Raw genomic sequence first — 18,232 nt, forward strand, 5'->3', positions numbered from 1 at the left:
AATATATTGATCAAATAAACTTTTTTCACAATTCATATGACTTTCTATGTGAACAGTATTATATCTATTTTATTATGCTCAAAAATAAAAATATACCTTTAAGCTTAGAAACGAAAATAAAAAACTGAGACGTTATTACACGTCTCAGTTTTAGCATTTATATTATTTCGTATAAAACATTTATTAATCGTTTGATTCGTCTTCCTCATCTTCTTCAGGTGTCGGACGCGTATCGTTAAACTCATATTTTAAAATAACATGAATAATTTGATGATTATCTATTTCAGAAATGACCCAACGATCATGTTCAGTATCTACATAGTCATTTTGCTGTAAGTTTGTATTGTGGGCTTGTAGCCAACCACCAATCGTATCAATATCTTCAGAGTCTTCAAATTCAATACCAAACTGTTCGTTTAAGTCGTCGAGTAATACACGTCCATTAATTTGGTATTTATCATCAGATAATTTCACAATATCGTTTACTTCATCGTCATCAAACTCGTCACGGATTTCACCTACTATTTCTTCTAAGATGTCTTCCATTGTTAATATACCGGCTGTACCACCGTATTCATCAATGATTAAACTGATATGCACATGTTCACGTTGCATGCGAATTAATGCATCACTAATCTGTGTCGTTTCAGAAATCATAGGTAAATCGTGAATATAATTGCTTACTTTAATCTGTTTACCTGAAGCATATTCCGTTAAAAATTCTTTAACGTTGATAAAGCCTTTAATATGGTCTTTGTCACCATCTTCAGTAATAGGATAGCGTGTGAATTGGTGTTCTTTAATTGTGTCTAATAATTCATCAACATTAAATGGTTCATTCAACGTAATCATTTGTGTTCGTGGCACCATGATATCTTTAGCATGGCGCTCATCGAAAGAAAAAATATTTTGCATGTAAGCTAACTCGGTTTGGTTAATTTCTCCACCGTTGTAGCTGTTATTTATAATAATCTTTATTTCTTCCTCTGACATTGCATCATTATTTGCATCCGGGTCTACACCAAAAATACGGATAATCAGTCTTGCTGAACCGTTCATTAACCATATTAATGGTTTCATCACGAATCCAAAATAATAAAGTGGTCTAGAATATAATAGTGCTAATCTCTCTGTATGTTGAATTGCTAAAGTCTTCGGTGCTAATTCCCCAAGAACTACGTGTAAGTACGTAACGATGATGAACGCTAGAACAAATGAAATCGTCGTAGTGATAGCTTGAGGTAGATGTAATAATTCGAACAAAGGATGTAATAACTTATCGAAAGTTGGTTCACCTAACCAACCTAATCCTAGAGAAGTTACCGTAATCCCGAGCTGACAGGCAGATAAATAGTAATCCAAGTTCTTCGTCATCTTTTTAACAACTTTGGCATTACCATTTCCTTCTGAAGCTAACTGTTCAATTCTCGTAGATCGAACCTTTACTAAAGCAAATTCCGAGCCAACAAAGACAGTAGTTAACGCTATTAATAGAAAAAATATTACTAAATTTATTATGGTCGCAGTTTCCAATTAATTCCCTATTTCTAGGGATTCACCTCCAAATTTTTGTGTCACAATAGGTGACCGTTCATTATATTGATCGTTATTCCAAGTCATCATTAAAGTTACTAAATCCTTCCCATTGTAACACCTCCCTAAAAATACATATTGATTTTTATTCTACCATATTTAAGACGACTATTCTATATTTCAGAATCTTTTTTATTCATATTACTAATAAATCGTAAATATACAATTCCATTAATGTTTTAACAATCTAAATGTTAAATTTAACATTAGTATTATTTTGAAAAATGATGCATTTTACCTGACTTAATTGTCAATTGCACATTTATATCATTATCTAGCACAACGATATCTGCATCATTGCCAACTTTTAAACTCCCTTTTCTATCATCTATTTTTAGTGCTTTAGCTTGATTTAAACTCGTAACTCTCCATAAGTTTTCTAATGAATCGCCAGTATAATTGATTAAGTTATTTAAACCGTCATTCATCTTCAATATACTACCAGCCAAGGCACCTGATTCTAACCGTGCTTCAGTGCCTTTAACAATCACATTTTGACCGCCTAAATCATATTCACCTTCAGGCATGCCTTTCGCTCGCATCGCATCTGTAATTAAGAAAAATCGACTATTACCTTTTTGTTTATAAGCAATTTTGACAGCTGCAGGGTGTGAATGCACACCATCAACAATGATCTCTGTATGAAGATCATCGTTCGTCCACGCCGCGCCAAACACGCCTGGCTTTCGATGTTCAAATGGCGTAGCTGCATTGTATAAATGCGTCACATGTCTAGCACCATTTTGTGCCGCTTTATTAGTCTCTTCAAACGTCGCCACACTATGACCGATCGAAAAACGTATTTTATCTTTAAATGATTGTAATAACGCTAAAGCACCTTTGACCTCTGGGGCAAAGGTTATAACTTTGATTTGGTTATTTGCACTTTCTTGAAACTGTTGCAGTTTTTCTACGGTTGGTCTTTGTACATATTTAGGATTTTGAGCTCCTACTTTATGTTCAGAAATAAATGGACCTTCTAAATGGACACCTACTACTTCAGCTGCTTGATATCTATCTTGTTGTGACTGATAATCGGCAATATTTTTTAATGCCGCTTTAATGTTTTGTTCGGATTGAGTCATTGTCGTAGGTACATAACTTGTTGTACCTTCAGACAATAGCGATTCAGATAAATGTTTCAGTCCGTCAAACGACCCATCCATTGCATCTTCTCCATAACCACCGTGAATATGCATGTCAATAAATCCTGGTAAGATGTGTCGCCCTTTCATATCATATGTCTCGAGCTCACCTTCATAGTTACCATTACCTAAACCAGCAATTTTGCCGTTTTTTATAATGACATAACCTTTATCTATTTTTTCTCTTTCTGTATATATACATCCATTGATTAAAACATATTTAGACATTATACTTACCTTCTTTATATGTTAATTTAATTATGTTTATCCTACTTTATCAGTTTATCAAAATTAACCTACATATTATATTCAAATGTTTATGTTAAATATATGACAATAGTTAGAAAATCCACTAAACGTGCTTCATTTTTAGAAAATAAAAAAATAGAGGCTGGGATAAAAAATATCTCAGCCTCTTTGTAAATTAGGTGGGATTACGAAATCTCTATTAGAAAAATTCGATTTCTGCATCATTCTCTATTTTTATAAAGTAAAGTGTTAATTATTACATTATATATTATTCATTCATTGACTTTGAAGCGTCAAGTTCATTATCAGTTACTTTAGGTTTAAGTACACCGTAAATGATTGCTGAAACAATTGAACCAATTACAATTGCTATTAGCGCTGACAAAATATGATCTAAATGGTTAATGTTCGTACCAATAATTACAAAGATACCACCATGAGGCGCTTGTATTGTTGAACCTAATCCAAGTGCAATCGCACCAGCTACACCTGAACCAACCATCATTGAAGGAATCACTCTTAAAGGATCAGCTGCCGCAAATGGAATTGCACCTTCTGTAATAAATGAGAGTCCCATAACATAGTTTGGTAAAATTGATCCTCGTTGCTCTTTCGTGAATTTCTTTTTAAAAATTAACATCGCAGTTGCAATAGCCATTGGAGGTACCATTCCTCCAATCATAGCTGCTGTAATTGGCGCTGCATTACCTTCAGTTAAAGCTGCAGTCGCAAAGACATATGCGGCTTTGTTGAAAGGACCACCCATATCGATTGCCATCATTGCACCGATAACTAATCCTAATAACATGATGTTAGAGCCAAATAAACTATCTAAACCGTTAAGTAATGTATTATTTAACCATGATGCAGGTGGGTTAACGACATAAATCATTAGTAATCCACTAATTAGAACAGAAAATACGGGATAAATTAATGTCGGTTTTAAACCTTCCAATGCTTGTGGTAAATAACTCGCAAGTTTTTTAATACCTTGAGTTAAGTAACCAGCTAAGAAACCAGCTAGAATACCACCAATAAAGCCTGAATCACCATTGGCTGCTAACATACCACCAACTAAACCTGCAGCGAAACCAGGTTTATCCGCGATGCTTCGAGCGATGTAACCCGCAAGCACTGGTATAATAAGTAAGAATGCACTGTTTTTACCGATATTCCATAATTGTTCTGCGAAAGCATTATGTTCAGAGCTTTTTGGATCAAAAGAGTTTGGACCTATAATAAATACAAGTGCCATAATGATACCACCTGCTATTACGAGCGGTAACATATTAGAAACACCATTCATGAGATGTTTATAAATTGTTTTTCCGACACTTTGTTTCTCATTGCTTTCAGTATAGCTGCTTTGGCTATCTCCTTTTGCAACAAATGGTTTACGAGAACGATCTTGTGCCATATTTATTAATGTTTCAGGACGTTTAATACCATCAGCCACTGGCACTTCTACAACATTTTTTCCATCAAATCGATCAGTATCTACATGTACATCAGCTGCTACGATAATTCCTGTAGCACGTGCTATATCTTCATCTGTAAGGTGATTTTTGATACCACCTGAACCGTTTGTTTCGACTTTTATTTTAACGTCCATTTTTTCTGCTTGTTTCTTCAAAGCATCACGTGCCATATATGTGTGCGCAATTCCAGTAGGACAAGCTGTGACAGCCAAAATGTATGGTTCATCTTTATCAGTTTCTTCCGTTGAAGAAGCATTGGTTGTAGCTGAAGCTTGTTGTTCTGCTTCTTCATCTTCAGTTGCCTCATCATCAGCTTTATCAATAATTTGTAATACTTCCTCTGGAGATTTAGCATCTAATAATTGTGCGCGAACATGCTCATCCATAAGAATACCTGAGAGTTTCGCCAGTGCATCTAAATGCGTTTGAGCACCACCTTCTGGCGCAGCAATCATAAAGAATAAATGTGCAGGTTGCATATCTAAACTTTGATAATCGATGCCCTTTTTAGATTTACCGAATGCTATCGCTGGTGAATCAACTGCAGCTACTTTGGCATGTGGAATAGCAATCCCTTCACCAATACCTGTTGTACTTTGCGCTTCACGGTTATGAATCGCTTCTTTAAAAGCTTTAACATCGTTAAGTTTTCCTGCATGATTTAACTGATTCCCTAATTCTTCAATAACACCATCTTTATCATTTGCAGATAAATCCATCGCAATGGTTGATTGCGTCAATAATTCTGTAATTCTCATGTTTATACACTCCCATCTAATGCGCTAATTGTAACTTTGTCTTTAACTTCTAATATAGATTGATATGTTGCTAAATCATCGTTAAACGCTGTAGCTGATCCCGAAGCCACTGCTTGTTTAAATGATTCTTCGATTGAAAGACCTGATTCTAAACCTGCAACCATGCCTGCAACTGTGCTGTCTCCTGCACCAACTGTGTTGATCACTTTATCTATAGGCACTTCAGCTTTATAACTATTTTTATGATCAACGTAAATTGCACCTGCACCACCGAGCGTGATTATGACTGACTGTGCACCTTGGTCTATAATTTGTCGAGCATATTTAATCACTTCTTCATCTGATTTAATCGTCGTATCAAACATATCTTCGAGTTCATCTTTGTTCGGTTTAATAAATAAAGGCTGATATTCTAATACAGACTTCACTAAATCTTTTTCCGCATCTACTACTAACTTCGCACCTGTTTCATATGTGATTTGAGCTATTTGTTTATACGCATCATCAGGTATACTCTTTGGGACGCTACCTGAAACAATGACAACATCATGTTCTTTCGTTTTTCTCATTTGATTTAATAATGTTTCAAATTGCTCATGACTAACAGTTGGGCCAGGTGTATTTATTTCTGTTTCAACCTGTGTTTTAAGTTTGACGTTAATCCGTGTATCTTCATCAATATGCACAAAATTATTTGCAATTGATGCATTTTGTAATGTATCGATAATAAATTGTCCCGGAAACCCACCAACAAAACCTAATGCAGTCGAATGGACATTTAATGTTTTCAATACACGCGATACGTTAATTCCCTTACCTCCTGCGAATTTCTGCGTATCTGTAACGCGATTTAACCTACCCAACTCAAAGTCTTCTGACACCATGATATAGTCTATCGATGGATTAAAAGTAACGGTATAAATCATATTGTTTCCCCCGTAAATTGATATTTTTCAAAATAATCTCGTTGTACTGTTGCAACAGCCTTTTTAGAAGTTACAATTTCTATATCTTCTTGAAGTGAAACTTGGGCAAAATAAACTTTATTGAACTTTGAATAATCTGCTAATATAAATATCTGTGAACCCAACTCAATAGCATGAGTCTTTATAAGGGCTTCTTGTTCATCAGGCGTCGTCAATCCATGCTTTAAATCAATACCATTGATTCCCATAAATACTTTGTCAAAGCGGTAACGATTTAAAGTAGATAGTGCGCTGGCACCAACTGCGGCAAGCGTTGTTGATTTAATTTCTCCACCAATCATCAACGTCTTAATACCTTGCTTTAATAGTTCTTCTACATGTGTTAAACCATTAGTTACAACGATAATATCTTTCGCAGTAATATAAGGTATCATTTCAAGTGTCGTTGAACCGGCATTTAAATAGACACAATCGTTATCATTTATTTGAAGTGCAGCTAACCTACCTATTTCTTGTTTTTCTCTAATATTTGTACTCCGTTTATCTGCTAAATTAGGTTCAAACACTGTAGTTTGATTCAAAGTTGCACCACCATGCACACGCTTAAGTTTCCCCATCTGTTGTAACTTAGATAAATCACGTCTAACCGTTGAAGCACTACAATGCGTTCTATCTACTAATTCATTCAAAGTTAAAAAGTCTTTCTTCGCTAATTCATTTAAGATTAAACTTTGTCGTTTTTCTGAAATCATCGTTTCACCTCATCTTCAAATTCATTATAATGAATCCGCTTTCATATTTCAATCACTTTTTATCAAAAACAATCAAAATCAATCATTTTTCTGACAACTTTTTGAACAAATAAAAAATCACAAAGCGCATATTTATTTACGCCTTGTGATTGAATACTATTAAGTTCTTTAATTTATACTTTTCTATAACGTTTCAAACCAATAATATTTAATAAAGTAAATACTCCAATAAATAACAATAGTACAGCAAGATCTACCCAAATATGGGCGAGCCCCTGACCTTTGATCATTACATCAGTTAGTCCTTCACCACCATATCTTAATGGGAAAGCATAACTAATTGAACTAATCCACTTTGGAATATTATCTAAAGGAATAATACCCGATAAGAACACTTGTGGTATAACAACAATAGGTATAAATTGAATCATTTGAAATTCTGAATTAGCAAATGTTGATACAAATATACCGATAGCTAGAGCCGTTAAAGCAATCAGTATGTTAGTAAGTAACACCCAACCGATACTACCGTGAATATCAATTTTTAATAGGTAAATAGAGTACAGGACGATGATAAGCGTTTGAATGATAGCAAATAAACCATAACCTGCCATATAACCAAAAACGATTTCACTTCTTTTAATTGATGTAGCCAACAATCTCTCTAAAGTTCCATTTGTTCGTTCTCTTAATAATGCAATTCCAGAAATTAAAAATACAAAGAAAAATACGAAAACACCTATTAGAATAGGAAATAACTTATCAAAGTATGTGCTATTTGCATCACCATATAAATAGTGATGTTTTAATTTCATATCCTCTGAGGTATGTTGTTTGTTTTGCTTTAGCTGAGGTGGTAGTTTTTGCATGACATGAGCCATATTTTGCATTTTATCTTTCTGAAGAGTGCTTGCTAATATTTGTTTGGTAGAAACAGTATGGTTAGGATCTTCATTTTTATAAGTAATGTTTAAATGTTTACCGTCTTTTTCTATATAGGCATCTAGGTTATCGTCTTCAATCGTTTCTTTAATAGAATTAGGATGGTTAACTGTTTTCGTATCAACTTTATCTGAAGGAAAAGCATTAACTATTTTATTTGGTACATTTCTATTCACGCCAATTTTCAAATCAGATTCAGTATTTGTATCAAATATAAAATACATTAACGTCAAAACTAAGAGCGGCGCTAAAAACATTAACGCTAATGTTCTTTTATCACGTAACAATTCCTTAATAACTCTTATAAAAACTGCTTTTAACCTCATTGTTCCACCTTCTTTTCAGCTTTAATAAAGACTTCTTCAATGGAATCAACTTCAAATTTAGCTTTGAGTGTCTCAGGTGTGCCCATCGTAAATAACTGACCATCAACAATAAGACCGATATAATCACAACGTTCAGCTTCGCTCATCACATGTGTTGTGACGATGACAGACTTATTGTTGCGCGTAAGATGGTTTAACTGTTTCCAAATATCTTTTCTTAAACTTGGGTCGATACCTACTGTTGGTTCATCTAAAATAATGAGGTCAGGATTAGAAAGTAAAGTGATTGCTAATGAAAGTCGACGTTTCATCCCACCTGAAAATGTAGAAACAATTTGGTCAAGTTCTTGTTCTAAATTAACAAGGTTCATCGTTTCAGATATAGCATTTTTTAATACCTTACCTTTGATTCCTTTTAAATTTCCGAAAAACTCCAAATTTTCGCGAGCTGACAATGATTCATATAACGCATCGCTTTGGCCCATATAACCAATGTCATTTAACACTTTTCGATTAGGGATAGTTTGATTAAATAAAGTGGCTTGCCCACCATCCAGTTTCTCCATACCCATCAGGCATTTAATTGTAGTCGTTTTGCCAGAACCACTTGGTCCAATTAATCCTAATATTTCACCTGAAGATAGTTCAATATTAATGTTATTTAGGACCTGTTTCTTTCCATAATATTTCGTTCCATTTATAAGTTGCGCTACATTTTTTGTCATTTGCATCCCCCTCCTATTAGACACCGTGTTTATTTTCTCTCATAATAAGATTATATAATGATGGATAATTTAAGCAATAGTAAATCTTAATTTAATTAACATATAATTAAATATGTCTAATAATGTTTAGGAGGTAAATTATGGAAAATGAAAACACAACAGATATACGGATTTTAAAAACAAGACGTCGCGTACGTGTAGCTTTAATAAAGTTATTAAAACAAAAAAAGTTTGAAGAAATTGATGTGAAAGATATATGTAATGAGAGCGGAATAAGTAGAGGGACTTTTTATAAACATTTTAAAGATAAATATGATTTAGTTTATCAATATCAATTAGAGATAATGAAAAAAGCAAAACAACATATTAGTCAAATCATCAATAACAACCCAGATCAATTATTTATTCAAATGCTAGAATTTTGGAATAATGAAGCCGAATTACTTCTTCTACTTATTTCAAATAACGGTTCTCCAGATATTCAAAATCAAGTTAAAAAATTACTTCAACGATATATGGAACGTTATACCTTTTCTTTAGTGTTTAAAAATAACTTCACTAATCAAGAAAAACATTATTTCACAATATTTTTAACTAATGCGTTATTCGGCATTATCCAAGAATGGGTAAATCAAGGTCAACAAGAATCTCCTGAAGAATTGGCTTTAATCCTCTCGAAAATCATGCCGTCTTCTTTAATGAAGAAAAGTTATACTTAATAAATAATTTCAATGATTGGTATCTAATTTAATTTAACAAAAACAATACTCCCCTTTTCATTTTTAGCGAAAAGAGGAGTATGATTAACAATTAATCAATATCTAATTTTTTAATAAATGATGTCAATTCATCGCGCATTGACTCATCTTTTAAGGCGAATTCTATCGTCGTTTTAACGAAACCTAACTTTTCGCCAACGTCAAAACGATTTCCATCGAAGTCAAATGCGTATACTTGATCATCTTTATTCAAACGTTCAATAGCATCAGTCAACTGGATTTCGCCACCTGCACCTTTACCTTGTGTAGCAAGGTAATCAAATATTTCTGGTGTTAAAATGTAACGGCCCATAATCGCTAAATTAGAAGGCGCTGTACCTTGTTTTGGTTTTTCAACAAATTGTTTAACCTCATACTTTTTATCTACCTTTTCTAAAGGATCGATAATGCCGTAACGATGCGTTTGGCTTTCATCAACTTCTTGTACACCAATCACTGATTTACCTGTATCCTCGTAAGCCTCAACAAGTTGCTTGATTGCTGGGTTATCAGATTCAACGATATCATCACCTAATAACACTGCAAACGGTTCATCTCCAATAAATTGGCGTGCCGAATAGATAGCGTGTCCTAGGCCTTTTTGTTCTTTTTGACGAACATAGAATATATTCGCTAAATCAGTTGAATATTTTACTTGTTCGAGTAAATCAGTTTTGCCTTTTTCTTGTAAAATCATTTCTAATTCTTTTTGATTATCGAAATGGTCTTCAATTGCGCGTTTATGTTTACCCGTAACTATAATAATATCTTCTATACCAGCCTTGGCCGCTTCTTCAACTATGTATTGAATCGTTGGTTTATCTAATATCGGGAGCATTTCTTTCGGCATTGCTTTAGTCGCTGGTAAAAATCTTGTTCCTAATCCTGCTGCGGGTATAATCGCTTTCTTAATTTGATTCAAGTTGTTCATCCTTTCCGTTGTCATCTATCATCAAATATACTCGTGAGCATGGTCATCATTGTTGAATACTTTAAAAAGGTTTGCTTACCATTACTTTTATAGTACTCTTCTCAAACCGCTTACTCATCTCACTTTTCTTAATGTAATCATAACATTGATCGGTACAACTTTATAATATTTTTTATGTCAGTTGCATATTATTCAATATCTATGTGAAGTTTACCCATATTTTTCTGTATATAAAATAAAGAGTCTGCGACAAAAATAGGTGTCTCAGACTCTTTATCAATTTGTGGGACTACGAAATCTCTGTTAGAAAATTCGATTTCTGTCCCACTCCCTTTGATACTTATTTAATACACTTAATTTATTGTATGTTGATGATTTACGTTTCCATTTTTATCAATAATAATTTGATATGTTTTTGAACCATTTTTACTTTGATACTTATAACACATACCATCTTTCGATTCTTCAACATTACTCAATGTTGTACTGTTACCTAGTTTATCTGTGGCATGTTTTTGTGCAATGACTTCAGACTCCTGTGGTGAAATGCTAGGTTTATGAGATGGTTTGCCACCTTTAATATTAAATGATTTATCAATAATACGAGCTTCATTGTGGTTGTCTACTAAAACTTTATAATAAGTGTGTGGTTTCAGTCTATTTTTAAAGGTGAAAATATAATAATATTTACCTTGGCATGTACTATCGATACCATAATCATTATATTTATTGTTTGCGTGGTTATCATGGTTAACTGTGGAACGCGCTTTACCTAATGCTTCTGAGAATTGAGGTAATTCAGCTTTACCAATTTCATTAAGCTTCAAATTATGTGTCTCTCTTTCAGCAATTGGTATATAGTGCTTTGCATGATAAGGTTTTTTTTGTTCTTTTCCGTTTTTCACTTTATCGATTAAGTTAAGTGAGGCCTCATGACCGTTATTATCTTTTTCTTTTGCATTTGCTATCTTGCTCATATTGGGCACGTTAGAAATTGTATGATGCACTTTCATTAATGCATTTTCATTTGTAGCTATGATTAAAAGAAAACATAAACAACAGGCTAGAAAGAGGGCTGATACACCTAACATCATATTTTTCCAATTCATATTCATACCCACATTTCTTCAAATAATTTACCTTATAGTAACACAAAACAACCTATTTTCAGTTATATAGATTGCAATTTAAAATAAATGTAATATATGTAATATTGGTATTACTAAATTGAAGTATCATTACAATATTCACTAATATTTATTTCACTTTAAATCGCATTATAAGGTAATTTTTGAAAAGTTATGAGCTTAGTTTTTTTACAACGCTAAATCATCTTTCTTTTCACTTTGTGTTGACGAAAATTTCATTACACATCGGTAATGCGAACAATCTTTTAAATATTATGTTTGCTTCTTTTTATATCTCATTTTCTCAATAAAAATTACACCAATACCTATCATCATAACGATAATCGACATATATAAAGGAAATTCAAAGTTGACATCATACAAACTTCCTGCAACGAGCGGACCAATAAAATTCCCCATACTCGTAAATGTGGAGTTGAGCCCACCCGCGAAACCTTGTCGATTACCTGCAATATTTGAAAAATAATTGGTTATAGCAGGGCGAATCATATCGAACCCAATAAAGACTATGAAACTGATCAACATAATTGTCCAATAATTATTCGCAACAATTAATCCTAATAGTACGAGTGATGAATAGAGTAGCGCTACTACTATAAAGTTAAGTTCCTTTAAATATTTCATAAATTTATCAAAGAAGAATACTTGGCATATCGCACCTAGCACGCCCCCACCAGAAATTGCGATAGATATATCTAACGGAGAATACTTTGCTTTGTCTGCAGTATATAGAGGGAACAACGTTTCAAACGCCGATAATCCAAAAGCTAATACAAGAGTAAGGATTATAGGTGTTACAAATACTTTCCAATCAATTTTAGTTAGCATATCGCTTTGATACTTTGTAAAACCGTCTGTTGAATGTTTTTTTAAACTTTTAAGCATAGTGATTGTCATGATTAACGCAATAAAACCACTGACCCCTGCAATAAAGAACGGTAAACGGTGTGAAAATTCTGCTAAAAATCCACCAATTCCTGGTCCAAGAATAAAACCAGAGTTAATAATGGCTGACATATAGCCAAAATTCTTTGCTTTATCTTTAGCTACTGAAATATCAGCAATCATACCTGTCACACCCGGCATAACCATACCTGCACTAAAACCACCGAGAATTCTTGAAATAATAAGTATTGTAAAAGTATGTCCTACTGCAAATAATATTTCAGAAATGGTAAATAACACGAGGCCTATACAGATTATTAACTTTTTACCTAATTTATCTGCTAAAGTACCACCGAAAGGAGAAATAAGCATTTGAGACATAGCAAATACCGCAACTAATATACCTAGGTCACTACCATTGAGTCCCAAGTCTTTTAAATAAATAGGCAATACTGGAATAACTAATCCAATCCCTAAAAAAACTAAAAATATATTAAAATAAAGTATAATAAACTGTTTTTTCATATGTCTCGCCTCATTTCTCTATATAGTACCTTTTCATACAATTATTTATGTACTAAACTCTTTTGATTTATATTTGAATTTTACGTAAATAAGCTTTATTATAAAATTTCACGTCAAATCAACTTAGAAATTCATACAAACTAATTATACTAACTACTTTATTATGAATTTATATAAAGTCAAAACAATCAAACTTACTTTGATTTACGAATGCAATATTTGTTTATATAATTAACCGATAATGAAAAAAAGTGAACATCAAAAACAACAAAGGAAAGTAGGTTTTGTCATGAAAGCACGCTATATAGCTAGAATCACCTTTGTCTTACTGATGATTATATCTATTTGCTTTAATAGTGTATTTAAATTTCTGACATTAAATTTATTTCTAGCTTATATCCCCTTTGAACTGTGCTTACTCTTGAAACTGTTCAAACCAAAACGAAATATCGAATGGCCATTATTTATAATTTTTATGCTCGTATTTTTATTTATGGTTCCAAACACACTATATATGGTGACCGACTTAATTCATTTAAAGCAATTTAACTTTAACTTTTACCAAGGATTGGAAATTCAAGAATGGGTATACTTTACATTCCTAATTATCTCAGTATTACTCGCACTTTATTTACTAACTATTATGTATTTAGAACTTGAACATTTTACGCACAATCTTTTAATGAATAAATTACTGATATTAGTCATTATGTTTTTAAATGGACTCGGCATTTTTATAGGCAGATTCTTAAGGTTACATTCAGTTTATCTCATTAATGAACCTTTACCAATTATTCAAAAAGTGTTGACTAGCTTGAATTTTGAGTCAATTTCTTTTATCTTATTACTCGTCATTTTACAAATCATTATTTATGCTTTTGCGAAGGGAGTTCGAAGCGTCAATGAGTCCTAATATAATGATTCTTATCGTTGTAATCGTTGTTTTGCAACTGATTATCGGACATTTATTACATGATATAGGTTTTTCATATACACAAAGTATTTTATTGATGTTACTTCCTTTAGGTATTGGATTGTTTTTCCTACAAATCTTATATTATGAAAGAAAGTATCCAGAATGGGATGTACCATTCAAATCAAAGGTTCGTTTAAAATACCTTTATTTATTAACATTATTAGAATACATCGCTTTGTATATTTGTATCTTTAAAATGTAAATCATAATTTCAATTCGAGAAAACGAACCATGTCTAGAACATAAATCCTGAAAAAGCCAGTAAATGAGTTTTACATTCATTTACTGGCTTTTTATTTATAATACTTCATAAGCTTATGATTTAAATAGTTAGAATACTTTATAATCCGATGTCACTTTTCCAAAATTATTGTTGTTTCAACGATTGTTTTACTTCTGTAACAGAATCAGCTGAAACCTTAAGTTGCTCTTGTTCCTCTGTGGATAGTTTCAATTCCACAACGCGTTCTATTCCGTTCTCTCCTAATATCGTAGGCACTCCTAAACAGATGTCCGAATACCCATATTCACCATCTAAATAAGAAATGGTTGGGAGTAATCTTTTTTGATCTTTGAGTATCGCAACTAACATGCTATACACCGCTGAAGCTGGAGCATAATAAGCGGAACCATTGCCTAATAATTCAACAATTTCAGCTCCACCTTTTCGTGTACGAGCAACGATACCTTCAATTTGTGTATCATCTAATAAAGAACGTAAAGGGACTCCATTCACATTTGTAGAATTTACTAATGGCAACATCGTATCTCCATGACCGCCAAGCACGAGGCCTTTAACGTCTTTGACAGAAACACCTAAAGCCTGTGCGATGAACGTTTGGTAACGTGCTGTATCTAATATGCCTGATTGACCTATTACACGAGATTTTGGGAACCCTGATGCTTGTAATACAGAATATGTCATCGCGTCTACTGGATTGGTTAACACTACAATCGTACAGTTAGGCGAATATTTTACGATATTACTTGTAACGTCATGCATGACAGATTCGTTAACTTGAACAAGTTCATCACGACTCATACCTGGTTTACGCGGCACCCCAGCAGTAATGACTACAATGTCTGAGTTCTCAGTATCTTCATAGTTAATTGAACCTTTAATGTCAGCATCAAAACCATAAATAGGGCTACTTTGTAAAATATCTAAAGCTTTACCTTGTACCTGACTTTCATTGTGAGGTCGATCAATCACAACAACATCTGCAAGTTCTTGTTGCGCCACAATAAATGCTAATGTTGCACCCGTATTTCCGCCGCCAATAATAGAAACCTTTTTCTTTGCCATAATATCCCCCTCAATCTAATTTACTTGTTATTTTAATTATAACACTAAAAAGAAAGATATTATGGTAATTCACTTGCTTGATTTCTTTGATTTAATTATTCAATGCAATTAAATTTACTTATCATATTAAAATAAATTATTTGCTTTACCATATAAATAAATTAACGAACCAAAAATAGCTAATGTCATTAACGTTAATATCAAAGTAAGTATCATAATACGTTTGTAATGCTTAAGAAAAGATACAAATAATAATCCTGTATTGTAAAAGAAAAACAGACCAAATAATACCATCATCGTATTAATATCTGGATAAATAATATTCAACAATGCTACAACGAGTGCGAAACCTAAAAATGGTAAGATAATTAAATTACGTGCAAACTTAAACTGCTTTTCACGTAACTTATCGTTATTCTCCGTCATAACAACTCTCCTTCTAAATTTTACTTTATGTCATGCCCTAAAGATGCAGTATAGACGTCGAACCACTCCTGTTGCGTCAACTCAATGTTTAAACCTGAAATCGCTTCATCAATACGTTCTAATCGATGTGTGCCTAAAACTGGCATTATCTTTGCAGGTAATTTGCTCAACCAAGCTATCATAATACTACTGTGTGAAACATCATATTTAACAGCTAAAGATGATATAACTTTCATGATACGTCGCGATTTTTCATCTTTCTCATCAAACAGTTTACCGCCTGCTAAAGGGCTCCATGCCATTATTTTAACATCATCTTTCATCATATGACTTAACACTCCGTTATCAATCGTTTCTAAATGATATGGAGAAATTTCTAACTGGTTTGACGTAATATGCAATTGTTCGGACATCAAACGTTTGTTGAGTAAGTCAAATTGTTCATTATCGAAGTTAGAAACGCCAAATGACTTAATCTTACCTTCGAAAACAAGTGCTTTCACCGTTTCCGTTATTTCTTCTGGATCCATTAACGGTGAAGGTCGGTGAAGTAATAGCGAATCGAGATATTCAATATTCATATTTGATAAAGAGCGTTCAACAGATTGGCGAATATGTTGGGCGCTATGATCATAACGATGACCACGTTCATGATATGGCGTTGACGGTAAAATGATGCCACACTTAGTGATAATCTGTAATTCATTTCTTAAATTCGGAGATAATTTTAATGCATTACCAAAAAGCGTTTCACAATGATATCCTCCGTAAATATCTGCATGATCCATAGTTGTAACGCCACGTTCTACAAGGCTATTAAGGTAATAATTTAATTGTTGGTCCGTCCATTGCCAATCTTTAGCTCTCCAAAATCCTTGTATTAATCTAGAGTAGGATATGTGTTTATTAATTTGCACGCTTTCCAATCAAACCATCGCCTTTTTCTAATAATTGAGATGATTGTATCACAAAATGGCTTAAAACGTCATAAAAACACCTTATATCTATACTGATAACAGAATAAAAATAATGTCTGGCAACGCCTGAATGATTTCATGACCATTTACGACACCACGATAAACTGTTATTATTCAGATCGGTTTACTTATATCGCAACAATATGCAAAAATCTCAAGTTTTTAACCTTTTATTTTATATCATTATCTCGAAATCGTAAAATAAAATGATAAATTTCAATTCAACTATATTATTACTTGAAAAATCTCCCGTTAAATTTTACGATAAAAAAGTTGGGGATAACATTTTTTATCTCCACGAATCAGATGATGCCCTTTAATATTTTGAATTTGTCTTTGTGCCCAAATGTGAATAATTAATAAAAATGTGTTTTATTGCACTTTTATGATAAAAATGTTTTAATTATTTTATCATGAAAACGGAAAATTTTTATTTTACCGTTAAAGCAATTACGAACTTTGCACGAGAGTATTAATTATAACTTAGTCAATACGAACAATTTATCTGATACATGTGAATTAAAGCGACTTTAATTATAGATTACGATAACGTTTGAAATATCGTTATAATTGGTTTTCAAATTGAAATAATATATAATTAGGTCTTTACTAGGCCAAAATTGCTACCCCTTTATTTATTTACATCACATATTTTAGTGTGATAAAGTGCAAAAGTGTGTTTGAGGAAGTGTCTAACAACATTAGACGGATTCAATCCGATACACAGAGAGAAAAAACGGATAGAATGTCTGGAGGAGAACTTTATGTCTGAAGAAATAAATTTAAAGGAAGAACTTTGTTTTAGTTTGTACAACGCTCAAAGACAAGTAAATCGCTACTACTCTAATCATGTCTTTAAGAAATACAAACTAACTTACCCACAGTTTTTAGTTTTAACTATTTTGTGGAATGAATCACCAGTTAACGTCAAAAAAGTCGTTACTGAATTAGCATTAGACACAGGTACAGTTTCACCATTGTTAAAAAGAATGGAGCAAATGGAATTAATTAAACGTGAACGTTCAGAGGTTGACCAACGTGAAGTATTCATTCACCTTACTGATAAGAGTGAAGAAATCAGACCAGAACTTGATACTGCGTGCCAAGATGTCGCAGTTGCATCATCTTTAAATAAAAAGGAAACAGCTGAACTCAACCGTTTATTAAACAAAATTATCACAACATTTGCTGAAGGTAACAAAGAATAAAAGCTCTAGTATACTAATAAGGGGCACTATTGATAAATCAATATATTTCGATATAATTAAGCGTTCTAGCGAACTAGAACGCTTGTACTTATATTTAAAAAGAGGTCGAGACAACAATCGTTGCATTTAAGAGGGTCATAACCCCTCCTAGCAAGTCATTATTGTCATGACCTCTTATTTTTTGACATATTTTACAAA

At 32.8% G+C, this 18,232-nt stretch carries 17 protein-coding genes; 4 read left to right on the plus strand and 13 right to left on the minus strand.

The genetic code is table 11. The features are described 5' to 3' along the window. Window positions 1–183: 183 nt before the first annotated feature. From NGI30_RS08260 to NGI30_RS08290, 7 genes are all read right to left on the minus strand, one after another. A complete protein-coding gene (locus tag NGI30_RS08260) occupies window positions 184–1,533 on the minus strand; it encodes a hemolysin family protein (RefSeq protein WP_251518933.1) in 1,350 nt (449 codons plus the stop codon). A gap of 272 nt (window positions 1,534–1,805) precedes the next feature. Then, window positions 1,806–2,966 (minus strand): N-acetylglucosamine-6-phosphate deacetylase, encoded by a 1,161-nt coding sequence (nagA, locus tag NGI30_RS08265; protein WP_251518931.1) that lies wholly within the window; start codon window positions 2,964–2,966, stop codon window positions 1,806–1,808. Window positions 2,967–3,255: 289 nt separating this feature from the next. Next, window positions 3,256–5,223: a PTS fructose transporter subunit IIABC gene (locus NGI30_RS08270; protein WP_251943313.1), complete on the minus strand. Its 1,968-nt coding sequence runs from the start codon at window positions 5,221–5,223 to the stop codon at window positions 3,256–3,258. Between the two features lie 2 nt (window positions 5,224–5,225). After that, window positions 5,226–6,149, minus strand: a complete 924-nt coding sequence (gene pfkB / locus NGI30_RS08275) for a 1-phosphofructokinase (RefSeq protein WP_251943315.1) — start codon at window positions 6,147–6,149, stop codon at window positions 5,226–5,228. Further along, window positions 6,146–6,901: a DeoR/GlpR family DNA-binding transcription regulator gene (locus NGI30_RS08280; RefSeq protein WP_251943318.1), complete on the minus strand. Its 756-nt coding sequence runs from the start codon at window positions 6,899–6,901 to the stop codon at window positions 6,146–6,148. Before NGI30_RS08280 ends, pfkB begins: the two co-directional genes overlap by 4 nt. Window positions 6,902–7,074: 173 nt before the next feature. After that, on the minus strand, window positions 7,075–8,169 hold the full coding sequence (locus NGI30_RS08285; protein ID WP_251943321.1) for an ABC transporter permease: 1,095 nt from the start codon (window positions 8,167–8,169) through the stop codon (window positions 7,075–7,077). Beyond that, window positions 8,166–8,894, minus strand: coding sequence for an ABC transporter ATP-binding protein (locus NGI30_RS08290; protein WP_251518923.1), 729 nt, complete (start codon window positions 8,892–8,894; stop codon window positions 8,166–8,168). Before NGI30_RS08290 ends, NGI30_RS08285 begins: the two co-directional genes overlap by 4 nt. 140 nt (window positions 8,895–9,034) lie before the next feature. Between NGI30_RS08290 and NGI30_RS08295 the strand changes: the two genes are divergently transcribed. After that, window positions 9,035–9,613, plus strand: coding sequence for a TetR/AcrR family transcriptional regulator (locus NGI30_RS08295; protein WP_251518921.1), 579 nt, complete (start codon window positions 9,035–9,037; stop codon window positions 9,611–9,613). Window positions 9,614–9,704: 91 nt separating this feature from the next. On the opposite strand, the gene galU is transcribed toward NGI30_RS08295, so the two are convergent. From galU to norA, 3 genes are all read right to left on the minus strand, one after another. After that, window positions 9,705–10,574: a UTP--glucose-1-phosphate uridylyltransferase GalU gene (galU, locus tag NGI30_RS08300; protein ID WP_251943323.1), complete on the minus strand. Its 870-nt coding sequence runs from the start codon at window positions 10,572–10,574 to the stop codon at window positions 9,705–9,707. A 362-nt stretch (window positions 10,575–10,936) separates the two neighbouring features. Next, a complete protein-coding gene (locus NGI30_RS08305) occupies window positions 10,937–11,692 on the minus strand; it encodes a hypothetical protein (protein ID WP_251943325.1) in 756 nt (251 codons plus the stop codon). Between the two features lie 291 nt (window positions 11,693–11,983). Beyond that, window positions 11,984–13,141 (minus strand): multidrug efflux MFS transporter NorA, encoded by a 1,158-nt coding sequence (gene norA / locus NGI30_RS08310; RefSeq protein WP_251518913.1) that lies wholly within the window; start codon window positions 13,139–13,141, stop codon window positions 11,984–11,986. Between the two features lie 289 nt (window positions 13,142–13,430). Between norA and NGI30_RS08315 the strand changes: the two genes are divergently transcribed. After that, complete coding sequence (locus NGI30_RS08315; protein WP_251518911.1) at window positions 13,431–14,054, plus strand: DUF1361 domain-containing protein; 624 nt, start codon at window positions 13,431–13,433, stop codon at window positions 14,052–14,054. After that, window positions 14,044–14,319: a hypothetical protein gene (locus tag NGI30_RS08320; protein WP_251518909.1), complete on the plus strand. Its 276-nt coding sequence runs from the start codon at window positions 14,044–14,046 to the stop codon at window positions 14,317–14,319. The genes NGI30_RS08315 and NGI30_RS08320 overlap by 11 nt, the downstream gene beginning before the upstream one ends. A gap of 165 nt (window positions 14,320–14,484) precedes the next feature. On the opposite strand, the gene mdh is transcribed toward NGI30_RS08320, so the two are convergent. The 3 genes from mdh to NGI30_RS08335 all read right to left on the minus strand — a co-directional run bounded on the left by mdh (window position 14,485) and on the right by NGI30_RS08335 (window position 16,775). Next, window positions 14,485–15,423 carry a malate dehydrogenase gene (gene mdh, locus NGI30_RS08325; RefSeq protein WP_251518907.1) on the minus strand — a complete coding sequence of 313 codons (939 nt, stop codon included), beginning with the start codon at window positions 15,421–15,423 and terminating at the stop codon, window positions 14,485–14,487. 126 nt (window positions 15,424–15,549) lie between these two features. Beyond that, a complete protein-coding gene (locus tag NGI30_RS08330; RefSeq protein WP_251518905.1) occupies window positions 15,550–15,849 on the minus strand; it encodes a hypothetical protein in 300 nt (99 codons plus the stop codon). 20 nt (window positions 15,850–15,869) lie between these two features. Further along, window positions 15,870–16,775, minus strand: a complete 906-nt coding sequence (locus NGI30_RS08335) for an aldo/keto reductase (protein ID WP_251518903.1) — start codon at window positions 16,773–16,775, stop codon at window positions 15,870–15,872. Between the two features lie 815 nt (window positions 16,776–17,590). Here NGI30_RS08335 and mgrA point away from each other — a divergent pair. Continuing rightward, on the plus strand, window positions 17,591–18,034 hold the full coding sequence (gene mgrA / locus NGI30_RS08340) for a global transcriptional regulator MgrA (protein WP_251518901.1): 444 nt from the start codon (window positions 17,591–17,593) through the stop codon (window positions 18,032–18,034). The last annotated feature ends 198 nt before the right edge of the window (window positions 18,035–18,232 follow it).

Origin of the sequence: Staphylococcus sp. Marseille-Q5304 (assembly GCF_943737015.1) — a bacterium.
In the GTDB taxonomy this organism is placed as follows: Bacteria; Bacillota; Bacilli; order Staphylococcales; family Staphylococcaceae; genus Staphylococcus; species Staphylococcus hsinchuensis.

Excerpts from the sequence above, each read along its gene's own strand:
- nagA (WP_251518931.1), bottom strand. The coding sequence starts at position 2,966 with ATGTCTAAATATGTTTTAATCAATGGATGTATATATACAGAAAGAGAA.
- NGI30_RS08270 (WP_251943313.1), bottom strand. The coding sequence starts at position 5,223 with ATGAGAATTACAGAATTATTGACGCAATCAACCATTGCGATGGATTTA.
- pfkB (WP_251943315.1), bottom strand. The coding sequence starts at position 6,149 with ATGATTTATACCGTTACTTTTAATCCATCGATAGACTATATCATGGTG.
- NGI30_RS08280 (WP_251943318.1), bottom strand. The coding sequence starts at position 6,901 with ATGATTTCAGAAAAACGACAAAGTTTAATCTTAAATGAATTAGCGAAG.
- NGI30_RS08285 (WP_251943321.1), bottom strand. The coding sequence starts at position 8,169 with ATGAGGTTAAAAGCAGTTTTTATAAGAGTTATTAAGGAATTGTTACGT.
- NGI30_RS08290 (WP_251518923.1), bottom strand. The coding sequence starts at position 8,894 with ATGACAAAAAATGTAGCGCAACTTATAAATGGAACGAAATATTATGGA.
- NGI30_RS08295 (WP_251518921.1), top strand. The coding sequence starts at position 9,035 with ATGGAAAATGAAAACACAACAGATATACGGATTTTAAAAACAAGACGT.
- NGI30_RS08305 (WP_251943325.1), bottom strand. The coding sequence starts at position 11,692 with ATGAATTGGAAAAATATGATGTTAGGTGTATCAGCCCTCTTTCTAGCC.
- norA (WP_251518913.1), bottom strand. The coding sequence starts at position 13,141 with ATGAAAAAACAGTTTATTATACTTTATTTTAATATATTTTTAGTTTTT.
- NGI30_RS08315 (WP_251518911.1), top strand. The coding sequence starts at position 13,431 with ATGAAAGCACGCTATATAGCTAGAATCACCTTTGTCTTACTGATGATT.
- NGI30_RS08320 (WP_251518909.1), top strand. The coding sequence starts at position 14,044 with ATGAGTCCTAATATAATGATTCTTATCGTTGTAATCGTTGTTTTGCAA.
- mdh (WP_251518907.1), bottom strand. The coding sequence starts at position 15,423 with ATGGCAAAGAAAAAGGTTTCTATTATTGGCGGCGGAAATACGGGTGCA.
- NGI30_RS08330 (WP_251518905.1), bottom strand. The coding sequence starts at position 15,849 with ATGACGGAGAATAACGATAAGTTACGTGAAAAGCAGTTTAAGTTTGCA.
- mgrA (WP_251518901.1), top strand. The coding sequence starts at position 17,591 with ATGTCTGAAGAAATAAATTTAAAGGAAGAACTTTGTTTTAGTTTGTAC.